The sequence below is a fragment of the Cytobacillus sp. C11.1 genome (assembly GCF_058145115.1).
Genome location: NZ_CM176935.1, coordinates 3,741,214 through 3,755,889, shown reverse-complemented (window position 1 = coordinate 3,755,889; position 14,676 = coordinate 3,741,214). Strand labels below are relative to the sequence as shown.

Sequence of the window (14,676 nt, the reverse complement as noted above, 5' to 3'; positions counted from 1 at the left end):
TCCTCTTATATTTTGATTTGAAATTGTTCAAGGAGAAAATCGCTTTTTTCTTTCTCAGTTAGTTCCATTTTCTCTTTCGATCCATTTTCAGATTTAGTGACAGTCAGCCCTGCGAGCGTGACACGTCCATTTTTTGTAGCGATTGTCGCTAGATCGCCATGTGTAAAATGAGATTCAGGAGATGTTTGGTTGAATAAACACGCGTCAGTAAAGTGATGGAGCTGTTTAGGCTTTTCGGAAAAGCGATAAAGGATTTTCCAGTGTCCATGCTCCAGCTTTTCAAGGTCATAAGTCTCATTGCCAATCTCTTTTACCCTGTAAGTTCCGCTTACATCCGTATTTTCTTCTCCCGTTAAAGGCATCGGCTGGCGGACAGAATCTCCAAAACCAACATCCACCAAATAAGGAGAATGATCTATTGAAACAAGAATGGCCGCATGGGAATCTTCTCGAACCCAGCCATCCGGCTTTTTTACGGTGCAGGATATTAAATGGGCATGAAAGCCGAGCTCTGACAGGAGCAGCTGGAAGAGACCGTTTAATTCATAACAAAAGCCGCCGCGGTTCCGCACCATAATTTTTTCATAAAAAGAATCATGGTCAAGCTTAATAGGGACATTTCTCGTAACATCCAGGTTTTCAAAAGGGATACTCTCCATATGGCTTTGCTGCAGTTGAGTCAGATACCACAAATCAGTCTTTTTTTCTGCTGGTACAGATAAACGCTTTAGGTATTTCTGTATTTTCATTAAATCACCTCATCACTACTTTCTACATTTGTATCTTGCTTTATTTCTAATGTAATGGCAAGCCGTTCACCATATGACAATTATAGTTTGCACTGAGTTGCTGTTTGTACTAAAATGTCAGTATATTTACAGATAAAGCAACTATACATACGGGGGAATTAACATGAAATTTGAAGTAACTGTTGAATTTTGCATGATGTGAAACTACGCGCCAAAAGCCGCGAGTTTCGCGGAAGAACTTTTTAATCATTTTCGTTCTGGTATTGTGAAAATGGAGCTGATTCCTAGCTCAGGCGGAGCCTTTGAAGTGACAGTCAATGGAGAAAAGCTTTATTCCAAACTGGATACAGGCGTATTTCCAAAGGCAAAAAATATCATAGAAAAAATGCAGGGGTAATCCAAAAACCTTCTCCAATAAGGAGGAGGTTTTTTTAAAGGGTAGAGAAGACTATAATAATATTATGTAAACAGATTTGTAAAAATAGGCATACTCAATCTCAGCATCAAGGAATCGTTATATTTCTATCACAGCCAGGTCCAGGTTCGTTTTTCGCAATGAAAATCTCCAGGATTCCATTTGAAAAGGCAGCTCGTACTCTCTTATTAATCACCTTAAAAGGCAATTCTACTTTCCGCATACAGGGTTGGCCACTTTTATCCAGGGGAGGTTCCTTTTTAACAGCTTTAATGATGACCTTATTTTCTTTTAAGGAAACGGTTACATCTTTTGGAGCACAGCCGGTTAATAGTGCTTCAACGATGATTTCATTCTCTGTATCATATAAATCAATGCGAAAAGTAAGCTGGTCCATATAGGATGTGAGAGGATCAAGGAAGAAATTCTCCATCCATTTTTCCATTTCACTTAAATTGAACCTCTGCAGATCTTCCTTTTTATTCATTCCATTACCTCCTTGCTTCTTTCTATAGTATTCATTCCATGCTAATAAGTGAAAAATGGTATAATAATCAGGCGAGTGTTGGAGGGATCATTTTGAATAATATACTTAGAAACATACCGCCCGTTCATGAGCTGCAAAAAGAAGACCAGTTCAATGAGCTATTGATCCAGCATGGACTGGATACTATACATTTAACAAACATCCTGAAAGATGTTATTTCGGATATTAGACAGGATATACTGAGTGCCAGGTGGACCAGCGATGACCCTGGTACGAAAGGATTTTCAGATATCCTGTTTCAAAGGGTCGAAGAAGCTATTCTAGATCGGTATGGCTACACGCTTAAGAGGTTAATTAATGCTACAGGAACAATCCTGCATACCAATCTTGGGCGGGCCCGTCTAAGCAGTAATGCTGCAGCCCATATGCTTGAAACTGCCATGAACTACTCCAATTTGGAATATAAACTTGCAGAAGGTGAACGCGGTTCGAGGCATAGCCATGTTGAAGGCCTTGTAAAAGAGTTAACTGGTGCAGAAGCCGCTATGGTAGTGAATAATAATGCCGCGGCAGTTTATTTTATTTTAAAGGCTCTCGCAGCTGATAATGAAGTTATTGTTTCCAGAGGCCAGCTTGTTGAAATTGGCGGGTCCTTCCGGATATCAAGCATTATGGAAGAAAGCGGAGCAAAGCTTGCCGAGGTTGGAACCACAAATAAGACTCATTTGTCAGACTATGAGAAAGCAATTAATGAAGAAACAGCTATGATTCTAAAAGTTCATACGAGCAATTTTAAAATTATCGGCTTTACAAAAGAAGTTGGTACAGGAGAGCTTGCTGATTTAGCTAAAGAAAAGAATGTTATTTTTTACGAAGATCTTGGCAGCGGGGCGCTTTTTGATTTCAAAAGCAGGGGAATCGGAGAGGAGCCGGTTGTCAGCGAGGTTATTAAATTGGGAGCTGATATTGTATCGTTTAGCGGCGACAAGCTGCTTGGCGGTCCGCAGGCTGGTATTATTGCGGGCAAAGAAGATTTAATCAAAAAATTAAAGAAGCACCAGCTTGCCCGGGTTCTCCGTGTTGACAAGATGACGCTTGCAGCTCTGGAAGGGACACTCCTTGATTATGTTAAAGGCGAGGCCGGAATGAAAAATATACCTGTTATCCGGGATGTGCTGACAACCAGGGAAGAGCTTCAAAAAAGAACAGAACATTTCCTTCGTAAATTGGAAAAAGCCTCGGAAAATTATTATTTTTCAATGAAGCAAAGTACTGGACAAGTAGGCGGGGGGACAATGCCAGATGTTGAGCTGCCATCATGGGTTGCTGTCTTAAAGCATAAGCAAAATTCAGCTGAGCATGTGGGCCGGCAATTAAGAACGGGATTTTCTCCTTCCATTATTGTCAGGATTCAGAAAGAAGAAATACTTATTGATCTAAGAACTGTTACTGCTGAAGAAGAAGAGGTCATTTTAAACGCGTTATCTTCACTATAACGAAATGCCAGCTGCCGCAGAAGGGCAGCTGTTTTATATTTAAATTAATTACATATCATGATGGGAATTATGTTTTTGTCTTGTATGGTTGCGGTTTTTCACTTTTTTGGAGCCGCTTAATGGCTCCGGCTGACCTTCGTTGTGGCCTTTTGGCGCATTCTTTCTCATATCTTTGCCATTGTTTTTGTTCATTATAGTCCCTCCTCATATTAGAGAAATAAGGCGATTTTCACCTGTATTTCTTGTGTTAGTTTGGCTTTTTTTTCGATAAAATTGCCTTGCAAAATGTGGCTATAATTGAACATTTGTTCCTAATCCATTTTGCGGAATATTTTTAACTGCTAATGCGCAATTTAATGGTACAAATTTTTATTAGGAGTGAATAAGGTATGCCATACCATAAAGATAAACAGCAAGCATTTCAGGCAGCACAGCAGGGGATGGAGGACGCACAGGAACTATACGCTGAAATTGTAAAAGATTCAGCAAGCTATGGCCACCAGCTTAAGCATCTTAAACAGGAAGTAAATGAAGCATATTCGCAAATTGAGAATGCACTGGAAGTTGCCTCAGAACACCAGCGTGCACAGCTGGAAAGATTCCAACAGGACTTGAAGTCCATGGTTGAAGATGTAAACCAATATTAAAAGCAGGCTTAAAAGATATAAATAATAAAACCCAGCTAAACTCTTAGCCGGGTTTTATTATTTAGGCTTTTTTCTAAAAGATTGTTGTTTTTGAATAAGTTTGTGAATAAAACATTGATAAATAAGGTTGGTTAATGGAGCGCAAGGTGCGAGACTCCTCGAAAATGCTATCGCATTTCCTTCGTGCGGTGTTTATTCAAGGAAGCTTATTCAAAGTCCTGCGGGAGAAGTGGGACAGGTGAGACCCCACAGACGATGCGCGCCGAGGAGGCTCACCGCCCACCCCGCGGAAAGCGAGCATCCTGGAGCGGAAATCAACCTCTCCGCAATACTTGTCTAAAAAGCAACAAAGTTTGCGAAAACAGCCATTATTTATTATTAAGTTACTGGTTTTTCTTCCGCTTTTTATTATTTTGTTTTTGCGCTTCTGTTAATGGTTCATTGGAGAATTCTTCATTGTAACCAGTCCCCATGCCTTGCCCCTTTGCTGCATTCATGCCCTCAATAATATGATTTGCTTTTCGTTTAGCCATAGAAAATCACCTCCGTAGAAGGTATTTTTCCTTGGATTATGACAAATTATGATGAAAATCAAAAGTAGAGCTAATGCTTTATTTATTTTTTTAGCATAATAACATAGAAGCGGAGATGTTAGTTGCTAATTGAAAAACGCTTTCATTTATCGCTTTTTTACCTTTAAAATGATTAAAATAAAATTTATTATAAGAAAAACTTATCAGAAACAATAACTTTCTTGTTATTTACTTATATAAAAGGTTGTATTAATATAGAAATTGTGAGAAAAGTGAGGATGGATGAAAATTCAAACTTTTCGACAATTACCTATCACTTGGTATATGATGTTTAATGAAAGAGGGGGTAATACATATGGCAAAGAATGATGTGTTCAAATCCCGCAAATCCTTTGAACTGGACGGGAAGCGCTATCATTACTATCACTTAGGTGCTCTGCAAGAAGCTGGAGTAGGTAATGTTTCCAAATTGCCTTATTCCATTAAGGTATTATTGGAATCAGTACTTCGTCAATATGACGGCCGTGTAATTACTAAAGAACATGTTGAAAACCTGGCAAAATGGGGAACTTCAGAAGTTAAAGAGGTAGACGTTCCTTTCAAACCGTCACGCGTTATTCTGCAAGACTTCACTGGAGTTCCTGCAGTAGTTGACTTGGCTTCCCTGCGTAAAGCTATGGCAGATATGGGTGGAGACCCTGATAAAATCAATCCTGAGAAGCCGGTTGATCTTGTTATCGACCACTCTGTACAGGTTGACAAATATGGTACTCCTGATTCGCTTGAAGCGAACATGGAACTTGAATTCGAACGTAATGCAGAGCGTTACCAGTTCTTAAGCTGGGCTCAAAAAGCATTTGACAACTACCGTGCGGTTCCACCGGCAACTGGTATCGTTCACCAGGTCAACCTTGAATTCCTTGCAAATGTTGTTCATGCTCTTGAAACAACTGAAGGCGATTTCGAAACTTTCCCTGATACTCTTGTTGGTACTGACTCACATACAACCATGATCAACGGTATCGGTGTTCTTGGATGGGGTGTAGGAGGTATTGAGGCTGAAGCAGGTATGCTTGGACAGCCATCTTATTTCCCTGTGCCTGAAGTTGTAGGGGTTAAACTTACTGGCGAGCTTCCTAATGGAACAACTGCTACTGACCTTGCATTAAAGGTAACTCAAGTACTACGCAGCCAGGGAGTAGTTGGCAAATTCGTAGAATTCTTCGGCCCTGGTGTTACACAGCTTCCATTGGCTGACCGTGCTACAATTGCTAACATGGCTCCTGAATACGGTGCTACTTGCGGATTCTTCCCTGTTGATGCGGAAGCCCTTGATTATATGCGCCTGACTGGACGTCCGGAAGAGCAAATCAAAATTGTTGAAAAATACTGCAAAGAAAATGGAATGTTCTTTGATCCATCTCTAGAGCCAGTATATACAAATGTAGTTGAAATCAATCTTTCCGAAATCGAAGCGAACCTTTCAGGTCCTAAGCGCCCGCAGGATCTAATTCCGCTTTCTGCTATGAAAAAGGAATTCAATGATGCAATCACTGCTCCTCAAGGCAACCAGGGCTTCGGCTTGGATAAGAAAGAAATCGACAAAGAAGTCACAGTTGAATTTGCAAATGGCGATTCAACTAAGATGAAAACGGGTGCCGTAGCAATTGCGGCAATCACTAGCTGTACAAATACTTCAAACCCTTATGTTTTAGTTGGTGCAGGCTTAGTGGCGAAAAAGGCAGTTGAATTAGGAATGGAAGTTCCTAAGTTCGTAAAAACTTCTTTGGCTCCAGGGTCAAAAGTTGTTACTGGATACCTGCGTGATTCAGGCCTTCTACCATACATGGAGCAGCTTGGCTTCAACCTTGTAGGCTATGGCTGTACAACATGTATCGGTAACTCAGGTCCTTTAAGAGAAGAAATCGAAAAAGCTGTAGCTGAAAGCGATCTTCTTGTAACATCAGTTCTATCCGGCAACCGTAACTTTGAAGGCCGTATTCATCCGCTTGTAAAAGCAAACTATCTGGCTTCTCCGCCATTAGTTGTTGCATACGCATTGGCTGGAACAGTCGATATCGACCTTCAAAAAGAACCAATCGGCAAGGATAAGAATGGTAATGATGTCTTCTTTAACGATATCTGGCCTTCAACTGCTGAGGTTAATGAAGTTGTTAAACAGACTGTTACACCTGAATTGTTCCGTAAAGAATATGAGCATGTGTTTGATGACAATGCTCGCTGGAATCAAATTCAAACAAGCAATGAGCCATTATATTCATTTGATGATAATTCAACATATATCCAGAATCCTCCGTTCTTTGAAGGCTTAACTCCTAATGCCGATGAAGTTAAACCTTTATCAGGATTGCGTGTTGTCGGCAAGTTCGGTGATTCTGTCACAACTGACCATATTTCTCCGGCAGGTGCGATCGGCAAAGATACACCAGCAGGAAAATATCTTCGCGAGAATGGTGTTGAACCACGCGACTTCAACTCTTATGGATCCCGCCGCGGAAACCATGAAGTGATGATGCGCGGTACATTTGCAAACATTCGTATCCGTAACCAAATCGCTCCAGGTACAGAAGGCGGATTTACTACTTACTGGCCTACTGGCGAAGTTACTTCTATCTATGATGCTTGCATGAAGTACAAAGAAGATGGAACAGGTCTTGTAGTTCTTGCCGGAAAAGACTATGGAATGGGATCTTCTCGTGACTGGGCTGCAAAAGGTACGAACTTATTAGGAATTAAAACAGTTATTGCAGAAAGCTATGAGCGTATACATCGTTCAAACCTTGTATTGATGGGCGTACTACCACTTCAGTTCAAGGAAGGCGAGAGCGCTGAAGTACTTGGCTTAACTGGCAAAGAAACAATCGATGTTCAAATCGATGAAAATGTAAGACCACGTGACTTTGTAAAAGTTACAGCTTCAGATGAAGAAGGCAACAAGACGACCTTTGAAGCTCTTGTGCGTTTCGACTCTGAAGTTGAAATTGATTATTACCGTCACGGAGGAATCCTGCAAATGGTTCTTCGTGATAAATTAGCAAACTAATTGCTTCAAGCCGCTATGTGAATCGTCACATAGCGGTTTTTTATTTTACAAAACATACGGGATTAGGTATCTTAGCTTTAGATGAGTTTATTGGAGGGGTATCATTGGGTGCTTTTTTGCTAGGACCATTATTAATTAAGTATGAATGGATTCTTATTTTGCTGGCAGGTATTATATCTTATTTTGTAGTAAAGCAGGCTTTGAAAAAGGACGAGGATTTTAAAAAACACTTCTTAAATGACATAGTCAATGCTGTTTTAATCGGTTTTTTTACATACAAGTTCAGTTTAATTCTCTTCCAGAGTGAAAATATTATTAATAACCCAATTGGACTTTTATATTTCTCAGGGGGAACGAAAGGACTTGCTTTAGGCATTATTCTGGCGCTTTTCTATCTTGCATGGAGAATTAGAAAGAGCAATTATGCTGTACAAAGCTGGCTAAGCGGGATTGTTTATGGAACTGTCACATTTCTGTTATCTTTTTGGCTGTTCAGAACCTTATTTATTTTACTTTTCTAGGTTACAATACAAACAAGAAACCAAAAGGCTGTTTAGCTTGTAGGCTGGAGGGAATGTGAGCATGTTCAAGAAGATGATGGCAGCAGTAGTATTGTTTGTATTGGTTACCACAGTTATTGTTCAGGCAGTTGAGAAAGATGAAGTCAAGACGGAACCAGTGAATCAAACTGGCCTTGGAATAGGTTTAAAGGCTCCTGATTTTGAATTAAAAAATCTTGAGGGTGAAACGGTTAAGCTTTCGGATTATGCTGGAAAAAAGGTCATGCTAAATTTTTGGGCAACCTGGTGCCCGCCCTGCAAAGCTGAAATGCCGGACATCCAAAAGTTCTATACTGAAAAAGGTGATGAAGTATCTATATTGGCTGTTAATATTGATCCTCAGTATGATGTGGCGGGTTTTGCCAAAGAAATGCGTGTTAATTTTCCTATTCTGCTTGATGAGAATGAGAAAGCAGCAAGTGCTTATCAAATATTAACGATCCCCACGACTTTTTTTATCGATGAAAAAGGGATTATACGGAATAAATATTTAAGTGCCATGCCAATAGAAATAATGAGGCAGTATACGGACGAAATGTAACTAGAAAGCATCCGCTGAAAGGCAGATGCTTTTTTTGGTGGCTATTATCTGAAATATTGTTGCTTTGGAAAAAATTCAGCGAATCCAAAGCCTTATTTAAAAAAGATGAACATTACAAAAGTTAAAGGATGTCTATAAGTTTAAATGACAATTATACGGGGAAAGATTTTTAAGGTAGGGATAAACACTAATTATATTTTTCTGAATATTTTGTTAATAATGTTCATTTTTTGAAACAATTGAACTTTTTTCACGTATGATGAATTAGCGGATTAAATTTTCAAAAAGTTGTAATAATTTAAACGGTTTTTGGACATAATGACTGTTACAATATTGTTTAAGGAAGGTGAATGTTCATGAGAAAGCCAAGAAAACGCTCCTTTGCTGAATTAGTTTTAGAAAATAAGCGCCAATTACTTAGGGATCAAGATGCAATGGATAAAATTGAGGAACGCCTTGAAAAAAAGCGTCTCGATAAAGCAGAATAGCAGTACTTCCCATTCATGAAACCCTCTTCATCGGACCATACTTTTAATGAGGAGGGATTTCGATGGGTAATCCGAAAAAAAACCGAGAGCACTTTGCTCCAAATCATATTGGTACACAATCCCGTGGATTTGGCGGCAATAAAGGCAAGAAAATGCAGGATAAATCCGGCCAGCATGCACAAGTTATACAAACAAAAGGTGAATAAATAATAATAAGTTAAATACCTGCCGCTTCCCCCTGCGGCGGGTTTTCTATTCTTTTGATAAATTTTTTTCTCTTCAGGCAAGATACCCACACTTTTCCGCCGATAATTTCTCTGCTCTTTCACAAACTAATTTTGTACCATCACTCATCTAAGGGAGGAACTTACCATGGCACATAACAAACCAAATCCTGATGACCGCAGCGATAATGTAGAAAAGCTTCAATCCATGATTGTCCATACAATCGAAAATATGGACGAAGCGGAAGAGTCAATGAAGTTTGCAAATGCCGAGGATCTGCCCGAATTGAAGCCAAAAATGAGCGACGCCGTGAAAGTCTTGCTTCATTCCGTTCCGAGATAAAGGATGAATACCAGGCACAGCAAAAGGGATACAAAAACGAAGACAACTAACAATAAAAAATCTATGAAAAGACCTGATCACCTTTGATTAGGTCTTTTCCTTAGAAAGAGCGCATCCTTATTGCATAAAGAAGAAATATGGTAAGATAAGTTGTGGAAACTAAGAAGAGAAGTGATGAATAGTGGCACAACAGTATAGGAAGAAAAACGCAGCTAATGAGCAGGTTCAGGAATGGAAACATGAGATTGATCATAAGGGATACATACAAAATGAAGCGGATTTGCTTTATTTTATAAAAAATTTAAATGAAGAAAGGGATCGAAAGCTTGTTTCTGAATTATTAACATTAGCAGGTCTTTCAAGATGCCATAAAGCCCCTGGCGATAATCTTGGAACTGCGTGGCTTCAAAAGGCGGTCGATTTGAATCCTGAGAATCTCAAGGCAGCTGCCCAGTTGGGGAAATCAGACTGGAAGAGCAAGTCAAAGGTTTTGGAGGCTTTGACTTTTCCGCCGATTCGAGAAACGGATAACCGAGCCGCAAAAAAGAAAACTGCAGAACAGTTTATAGAAATATGCCGCAGTTTTATAAATAAAGCTGATGATGAACTGGATGATCTTCATAAGAAAATAAAAGCTTATCAGGGTCCTGAATACCAAAAACTTTCTGCAATCCTTGAGAAAGCAATTGAAGAAACAGCTTTGCTCTTAAAGGCTTCAGAAGAATATGAACAATCCATCTCCGGAGTTTTTCATACATCGACTTACTACACTGATATGAAAAAGCATCTAACGGAGATTAAACACCTAAAAGAAGAATGGAAAGAAGTATTTAAAACTGATGAAGATGAGACAGATTCAGAAAAAGATCCACTGGATGAGTTAAATGAAATGGTTGGATTAAATACCGTCAAGAGCAGGGTTCATGATTTTTACCGTTTCTTAAAATATCAAAGCGAACGGAAATTACTCGGTTTTCAGACGAAAGATGAGCTTAGCCTTAATATGATATTGACGGGTAATCCGGGAACAGGAAAAACAACGATTGCACGATTGTTGGCTAAGATTTACCACAGTCTTGGCGTATTGCCGCGTGAAGAAGTAATCGAGGCTGATCGCTCACAGCTAGTGGGTGGATTTGTGGGTCAAACGGAAGAGAATGTCAGGTCTGCCGTTGAAAAAGCAATTGGCGGAGTTCTGTTTATAGACGAAGCCTATAGTTTAAAGCGGGAAGGACAGACTGGAAGCGACTATGGACAAACTGCAATCGATACACTCGTTTCACTTATGACGGGGACAGAATACGGAGGCAAGTTTGCAGTTATAATGGCCGGCTATCCTGAGGAAATGAGGCAGTTTCTGGACAGCAATCCCGGTCTGCGGAGCCGCTTTCCAGAATCAAACTTTATTGCACTGCCTGATTATTCAAATGAGGAGCTTCTTATGATTGCAGAAAAGCTTGCAGATGATAATGACTATGTCCTAACAGAAGGTGCAAAAATAGAGCTTGGCAAACGGATTGAAAAAGAGCGGGTGGATGACACGTTTGGCAATGCCCGGACAGTCAGAAATATAGTTTTAGATGCCATTTTCAAAAAAGGTTCCCAATCAAAAAACGACCAAAACATCATGGCATACACACTTCTTGAAAAAGAAGACTTTGAAAGCGAAGAAGTGGAACAACAACGGGATCCTCAGGAGCAGCTTGATCAATTAATTGGCCTCGAAACGGTTAAAGCAGAGGTTAGGAATCTTGTTTCTTTCGTAAAGATGCAGCAAATACGCCGCGAGAAAGGACTGCCTGTCGTTCCGATTCAACTGCATTCCGTGTTTACAGGTAATCCGGGGACGGGTAAAACTACGGTTGCAAAAATATATGCGGAACTGCTGAAGGATTGCGGCTTTCTGAAAAGAGGGCATCTAATGGTTGCAAGCCGGGCAGATTTTGTTGCTGGCTATGTAGGCCAAACAGCTATAAAAACAAAGAAAAAGATAAGAGAAGCTTTGGGCGGAGTTCTTTTTATAGATGAAGCATACTCTCTGTTATCCGAAACATCAGGTGATTTTGGAAAAGAAGTTATTGATACATTAGTGGATGAAATGACCAAACATAATGAAAACCTTGTCGTTGTTTTAGCTGGATATCCAAATGAAATGGAAAAGCTGCTGAAAAGCAATCCAGGGTTAAAGTCCCGGTTTAAAAAATTCTTTCATTTCAAAGATTATTCCACCGTTGAGCTTTTGGAAATCATCGTATCATACGCTGATCAATATGAATACAGGCTAACGGAGCAGGCACAAAGTTATCTGATAAGTATTTTATCCGAAATAACTATAAATGGGAACGGCCGTTTTGCTGCAAACCTTGCAGATGAAGCAATCCAGGCGCAGGCGATGAGAATTGTTTCAGAACTGAGCATTGATCAAGACAATGAGCAGGTTAGCATACTGGAGAGAGAGGATTTCGAGATAGCTTTAAATAAGATGGGAAAAGGGGAATAGCAATGTTAATATCAACTAAAGAAGTGGAAGTCAGATATGCAGAAACGGACCAAATGGGCGTTGTTTATCATGCAAACTACCTGGTTTGGATGGAACTCGGCAGGACACAAATCATAAAAGACCTGGGATTCAGTTATGCAGAAATGGAACAGGACGGAATCATTTCTCCCGTTCTGGATATTCAGGCTTCCTACAAAAAGCCGCTCCGTTACGGGCAAATAGCTACTATTAAGACATGGATTGAAGAATATGACGGCTTCCGTGTCAGCTATGGCTATGAAATTTTTAATGACGATGGAGAGCTTTCAGTCACAGGCTCTTCGAAGCACGTATGCGTCAAAAAGGATTCCTTCAGGCCGATTTCAATCAAAAAGAAGTTTCCGGATTGGCACGAAGCATACGAAAAAGCTAAAAAGCAGAAAGAAGAAGCTATAAACTAATTTTTTGGATTGCTTATAATAAAGGATGGAGAATGAAATGGCTTTCGGCCTTCGAAAAAAAGACCTTCGTGAATGGAAAATGAAAATAGACAAAGGCGAAATTGCCTTTCTTACCCATTATTGGATTGATGATCGCTTCCCCGGATGTAAAACAGTCACAAAGGTCGGCTGTTCAGATTTGAAGAAGTTAATCGCATGGGGAGAAAAACATGGACTAAAGCAAGAATGGATTGACCTAAGGAAAGATGGCTACTCCCACTTTGATTTAATCGGTGAAAGACAGGCAGAAATTCTGGAGAAGGAACAGCTCTTAGATCAATTAAAACGATTGGAAATGACGAGACGAAACGCTAACAAATAATATTGCGCAAAACGTTGTTAAGACGTGATAACTAATCAAGCGGAAGCAAATAACATTCTGCCGGACGCAAAAGAAGCCGCAAACGATGGAAAAATTTACGAGCAGCGTTATTTCCAGCCCATAGAAGCAACTAATATTCAAATGGCCACTATAAGGGCCGGTAATACGGAACCAACTTACTTGATCTATTACATAAAATAGAAGCAGACCTGGTCTGCTTCCATTCTTACTTATCGTATTTAAATTCAGGTTCCTTCGCTTTTTCATTAAATTCTACGAATAGATCATGATTATCGAAATACCAAATGTCTTTTTCTTCTATAAAATATGTGATCCCATCTTTTTCAGTTTGTACACCTGCATTGTGGGGCTGTTCGTTAGAGACGCCCAGTGAAAACCCCTGCTGGACGGTGCTGCAACCACCGTATCTTGCAAAAAAACGGACGTAGTCACCCTTATTCAAGAGCATTTCTTCTTGATACCATGCGGAAGCTTGATCGTTAATATGTATTTTCATTTTGAAACTCCTCCTCTGGGGTGATAGTAATATTATAGGCTAGATTCTATTTAAGTGCGAATAATTCAATTTGCAGCAGTCAATCAGGTTTTCTGGCAATACAAAAAATTCTTTTTAAGAGGTGATAAGATGACTTCCTATCGGTTTTTTAATCTTTTGGGTGTCATATTGTTTGCGGGGATTGCCCTGCAAATGTTTATCCAAACGAGCGGTGCAAAAAAACTAATAGAAGCAGGGAGCTTTGTAGCAGTTTCTGCACTTTTGTATTTTATCCTGGTTTCTGTTTTTCATAAAAATAAAAATCTTTTTGTCCCTTTGATAGCGGTATTGGTTTTGCTTTCTGTAGGAATGATTTTTCTGCAGGAAATGATTTTTGGAGGAGCGCACTAAGATAAAGAAGGAGTATCTGCATAGAAAATGCAAGTACTCCTTTTTTTATCCTGGAAATGGGATGAAGCCGCTAAGGATCATTAATACGTTGACTGCGCTATGCCAGAGTATAGCGGGGATTATGCTGCCCGATTTGACCGTTATGGCTCCATAGAATACCCCTCCTAAGGCAAATAAAAGACATACAGCTAAAGAGTAACCAAGCATCAAGTGGGAAAATCCAAAAGAAATTCCGGAAAAAATGACAGCTGCTTTTTCTCCGGCCAGGTCTGCCATTCTAGTTAATAGAATACCTCTCCATAAGAATTCCTCCATAAATGCATTTACAGCGGAAAAGCCAATCAGGAATACAATTAAATCAGTCCCAATAGGAATATTAGCTAAAAAAATGGCAGGGGCTAAAATAACGCAATTCATAAACAAAGCTATAATCAAAAATGCTATAATCGGCAGCGAATGGAACCCTCTCCATATAAATGGAAAATAAATTCGGGTATCCCAGCTAGGTTTTTGCCAATAGCGATTTGCCGACTTATTAAATTTCTTACTAACATATATAAGAAGCAGGATAGGTATTATTAACAGAACACGGTTAAGGATCAATAATATATAGGTTTGAAGGGGCAGTTCATCCAGCAGCCTGTCTCCATATAAAATTAAAAGATTGCCGGCTAAATAAGCGGCAATCGTCCAGGAAAAAACACGTTCTTGCCGGGAAGTTACTACTAAAAAAATAATAAGTGCAAAAGACAGGATAAAAGCAAAAGTAAAAAGTTTATTTTGTAAAAGCAGAAGAACAGCCAGAAAAATGCTCAGCTGTAAATAGGCAAAATCTTTTTTCTTAAAAAGAGAATCTTCCATCACCATCACCCCTTTGATCTAAAGATTATTTTACCACTTATCCCACATGAAAAAGCGCCT

18 protein-coding genes and 1 pseudogene are annotated in these 14,676 nt (G+C 39.6%); 13 read left to right on the top strand and 6 right to left on the bottom strand.

Features of this window, described 5'->3' with window-relative positions; all coding sequences use genetic code 11:
• Nucleotides 1–5: 5 nt before the first annotated feature.
• Complete coding sequence (locus tag AC3ZVC_RS18680) at nucleotides 6–749, bottom strand: arylamine N-acetyltransferase family protein (RefSeq protein ID WP_490064692.1); 744 nt, start codon at nucleotides 747–749, stop codon at nucleotides 6–8.
• A gap of 163 nt (nucleotides 750–912) precedes the next feature.
• Between AC3ZVC_RS18680 and AC3ZVC_RS18675 the strand changes: the two genes are divergently transcribed.
• Nucleotides 913–1,146: an Rdx family protein gene (locus tag AC3ZVC_RS18675; RefSeq protein WP_490064690.1), complete on the top strand. Its 234-nt coding sequence runs from the start codon at nucleotides 913–915 to the stop codon at nucleotides 1,144–1,146.
• 106 nt (nucleotides 1,147–1,252) lie between these two features.
• On the opposite strand, the gene AC3ZVC_RS18670 is transcribed toward AC3ZVC_RS18675, so the two are convergent.
• On the bottom strand, nucleotides 1,253–1,651 hold the full coding sequence (locus AC3ZVC_RS18670; RefSeq protein ID WP_490064689.1) for an Hsp20/alpha crystallin family protein: 399 nt from the start codon (nucleotides 1,649–1,651) through the stop codon (nucleotides 1,253–1,255).
• Between the two features lie 92 nt (nucleotides 1,652–1,743).
• Here AC3ZVC_RS18670 and selA point away from each other — a divergent pair, with 92 nt between their 5' ends.
• Nucleotides 1,744–3,147: an L-seryl-tRNA(Sec) selenium transferase gene (selA, locus tag AC3ZVC_RS18665; protein WP_490064688.1), complete on the top strand. Its 1,404-nt coding sequence runs from the start codon at nucleotides 1,744–1,746 to the stop codon at nucleotides 3,145–3,147.
• A 48-nt stretch (nucleotides 3,148–3,195) separates the two neighbouring features.
• Here selA and AC3ZVC_RS18660 read toward each other — a convergent pair whose 3' ends face one another.
• A complete protein-coding gene (locus tag AC3ZVC_RS18660) occupies nucleotides 3,196–3,342 on the bottom strand; it encodes a small acid-soluble spore protein P (protein WP_490068962.1) in 147 nt (48 codons plus the stop codon).
• A 194-nt stretch (nucleotides 3,343–3,536) separates the two neighbouring features.
• Between AC3ZVC_RS18660 and AC3ZVC_RS18655 the strand changes: the two genes are divergently transcribed.
• A complete protein-coding gene (locus AC3ZVC_RS18655; RefSeq protein WP_490064687.1) occupies nucleotides 3,537–3,794 on the top strand; it encodes a hypothetical protein in 258 nt (85 codons plus the stop codon).
• Nucleotides 3,795–4,177: 383 nt separating this feature from the next.
• On the opposite strand, the gene sspO is transcribed toward AC3ZVC_RS18655, so the two are convergent.
• Entirely contained in the window at nucleotides 4,178–4,327 is a 150-nt protein-coding gene (gene sspO, locus AC3ZVC_RS18650; RefSeq protein ID WP_110066474.1) for a small acid-soluble spore protein SspO, read from the bottom strand.
• Nucleotides 4,328–4,682: 355 nt separating this feature from the next.
• On the opposite strand from sspO, the gene acnA reads away from it, so the two are divergent.
• The 9 genes and pseudogenes from acnA to AC3ZVC_RS18605 all read left to right on the top strand — a co-directional run bounded on the left by acnA (nucleotide 4,683) and on the right by AC3ZVC_RS18605 (nucleotide 12,848).
• Nucleotides 4,683–7,391 carry an aconitate hydratase AcnA gene (acnA, locus tag AC3ZVC_RS18645; protein ID WP_490064686.1) on the top strand — a complete coding sequence of 903 codons (2,709 nt, stop codon included), beginning with the start codon at nucleotides 4,683–4,685 and terminating at the stop codon, nucleotides 7,389–7,391.
• A gap of 104 nt (nucleotides 7,392–7,495) precedes the next feature.
• A complete protein-coding gene (locus tag AC3ZVC_RS18640; RefSeq protein WP_490064685.1) occupies nucleotides 7,496–7,912 on the top strand; it encodes a hypothetical protein in 417 nt (138 codons plus the stop codon).
• 61 nt (nucleotides 7,913–7,973) lie between these two features.
• Entirely contained in the window at nucleotides 7,974–8,492 is a 519-nt protein-coding gene (locus AC3ZVC_RS18635; RefSeq protein ID WP_490064684.1) for a peroxiredoxin family protein, read from the top strand.
• Nucleotides 8,493–8,848: 356 nt separating this feature from the next.
• On the top strand, nucleotides 8,849–8,980 hold the full coding sequence (locus AC3ZVC_RS18630; protein WP_110066477.1) for an FbpB family small basic protein: 132 nt from the start codon (nucleotides 8,849–8,851) through the stop codon (nucleotides 8,978–8,980).
• Between the two features lie 62 nt (nucleotides 8,981–9,042).
• Nucleotides 9,043–9,186, top strand: a complete 144-nt coding sequence (locus AC3ZVC_RS18625; protein WP_110066478.1) for an acid-soluble spore protein N — start codon at nucleotides 9,043–9,045, stop codon at nucleotides 9,184–9,186.
• A 166-nt stretch (nucleotides 9,187–9,352) separates the two neighbouring features.
• Nucleotides 9,353–9,597, top strand: a pseudogene (tlp, locus tag AC3ZVC_RS18620) (small acid-soluble spore protein Tlp).
• Nucleotides 9,598–9,728: 131 nt separating this feature from the next.
• Nucleotides 9,729–12,047, top strand: a complete 2,319-nt coding sequence (locus AC3ZVC_RS18615; RefSeq protein WP_490064683.1) for an AAA family ATPase — start codon at nucleotides 9,729–9,731, stop codon at nucleotides 12,045–12,047.
• A 2-nt stretch (nucleotides 12,048–12,049) separates the two neighbouring features.
• On the top strand, nucleotides 12,050–12,487 hold the full coding sequence (locus tag AC3ZVC_RS18610; RefSeq protein WP_490064682.1) for an acyl-CoA thioesterase: 438 nt from the start codon (nucleotides 12,050–12,052) through the stop codon (nucleotides 12,485–12,487).
• 37 nt (nucleotides 12,488–12,524) lie between these two features.
• A complete protein-coding gene (locus tag AC3ZVC_RS18605) occupies nucleotides 12,525–12,848 on the top strand; it encodes a hypothetical protein (RefSeq protein WP_490064681.1) in 324 nt (107 codons plus the stop codon).
• Nucleotides 12,849–13,074: 226 nt separating this feature from the next.
• Here AC3ZVC_RS18605 and AC3ZVC_RS18600 read toward each other — a convergent pair whose 3' ends face one another.
• Complete coding sequence (locus tag AC3ZVC_RS18600; RefSeq protein ID WP_490064680.1) at nucleotides 13,075–13,365, bottom strand: HesB/YadR/YfhF family protein; 291 nt, start codon at nucleotides 13,363–13,365, stop codon at nucleotides 13,075–13,077.
• A gap of 129 nt (nucleotides 13,366–13,494) precedes the next feature.
• On the opposite strand from AC3ZVC_RS18600, the gene AC3ZVC_RS18595 reads away from it, so the two are divergent.
• On the top strand, nucleotides 13,495–13,755 hold the full coding sequence (locus AC3ZVC_RS18595; RefSeq protein ID WP_490064679.1) for a hypothetical protein: 261 nt from the start codon (nucleotides 13,495–13,497) through the stop codon (nucleotides 13,753–13,755).
• A gap of 45 nt (nucleotides 13,756–13,800) precedes the next feature.
• Here the strand turns inward: AC3ZVC_RS18595 and AC3ZVC_RS18590 are convergent, their stop codons facing one another.
• Complete coding sequence (locus AC3ZVC_RS18590) at nucleotides 13,801–14,616, bottom strand: CPBP family intramembrane glutamic endopeptidase (protein ID WP_490064678.1); 816 nt, start codon at nucleotides 14,614–14,616, stop codon at nucleotides 13,801–13,803.
• Nucleotides 14,617–14,676: the final 60 nt, after the last annotated feature.

Excerpts from the sequence above, each read along its gene's own strand:
- acnA (WP_490064686.1), top strand. The coding sequence starts at position 4,683 with ATGGCAAAGAATGATGTGTTCAAATCCCGCAAATCCTTTGAACTGGAC.
- AC3ZVC_RS18590 (WP_490064678.1), bottom strand. The coding sequence starts at position 14,616 with ATGGAAGATTCTCTTTTTAAGAAAAAAGATTTTGCCTATTTACAGCTG.
- AC3ZVC_RS18605 (WP_490064681.1), top strand. The coding sequence starts at position 12,525 with ATGGCTTTCGGCCTTCGAAAAAAAGACCTTCGTGAATGGAAAATGAAA.
- sspO (WP_110066474.1), bottom strand. The coding sequence starts at position 4,327 with ATGGCTAAACGAAAAGCAAATCATATTATTGAGGGCATGAATGCAGCA.
- AC3ZVC_RS18595 (WP_490064679.1), top strand. The coding sequence starts at position 13,495 with ATGACTTCCTATCGGTTTTTTAATCTTTTGGGTGTCATATTGTTTGCG.
- AC3ZVC_RS18610 (WP_490064682.1), top strand. The coding sequence starts at position 12,050 with ATGTTAATATCAACTAAAGAAGTGGAAGTCAGATATGCAGAAACGGAC.
- AC3ZVC_RS18625 (WP_110066478.1), top strand. The coding sequence starts at position 9,043 with ATGGGTAATCCGAAAAAAAACCGAGAGCACTTTGCTCCAAATCATATT.
- AC3ZVC_RS18635 (WP_490064684.1), top strand. The coding sequence starts at position 7,974 with ATGTTCAAGAAGATGATGGCAGCAGTAGTATTGTTTGTATTGGTTACC.
- AC3ZVC_RS18630 (WP_110066477.1), top strand. The coding sequence starts at position 8,849 with ATGAGAAAGCCAAGAAAACGCTCCTTTGCTGAATTAGTTTTAGAAAAT.
- AC3ZVC_RS18680 (WP_490064692.1), bottom strand. The coding sequence starts at position 749 with ATGAAAATACAGAAATACCTAAAGCGTTTATCTGTACCAGCAGAAAAA.
- AC3ZVC_RS18670 (WP_490064689.1), bottom strand. The coding sequence starts at position 1,651 with ATGAATAAAAAGGAAGATCTGCAGAGGTTCAATTTAAGTGAAATGGAA.
- AC3ZVC_RS18600 (WP_490064680.1), bottom strand. The coding sequence starts at position 13,365 with ATGAAAATACATATTAACGATCAAGCTTCCGCATGGTATCAAGAAGAA.
- AC3ZVC_RS18655 (WP_490064687.1), top strand. The coding sequence starts at position 3,537 with ATGCCATACCATAAAGATAAACAGCAAGCATTTCAGGCAGCACAGCAG.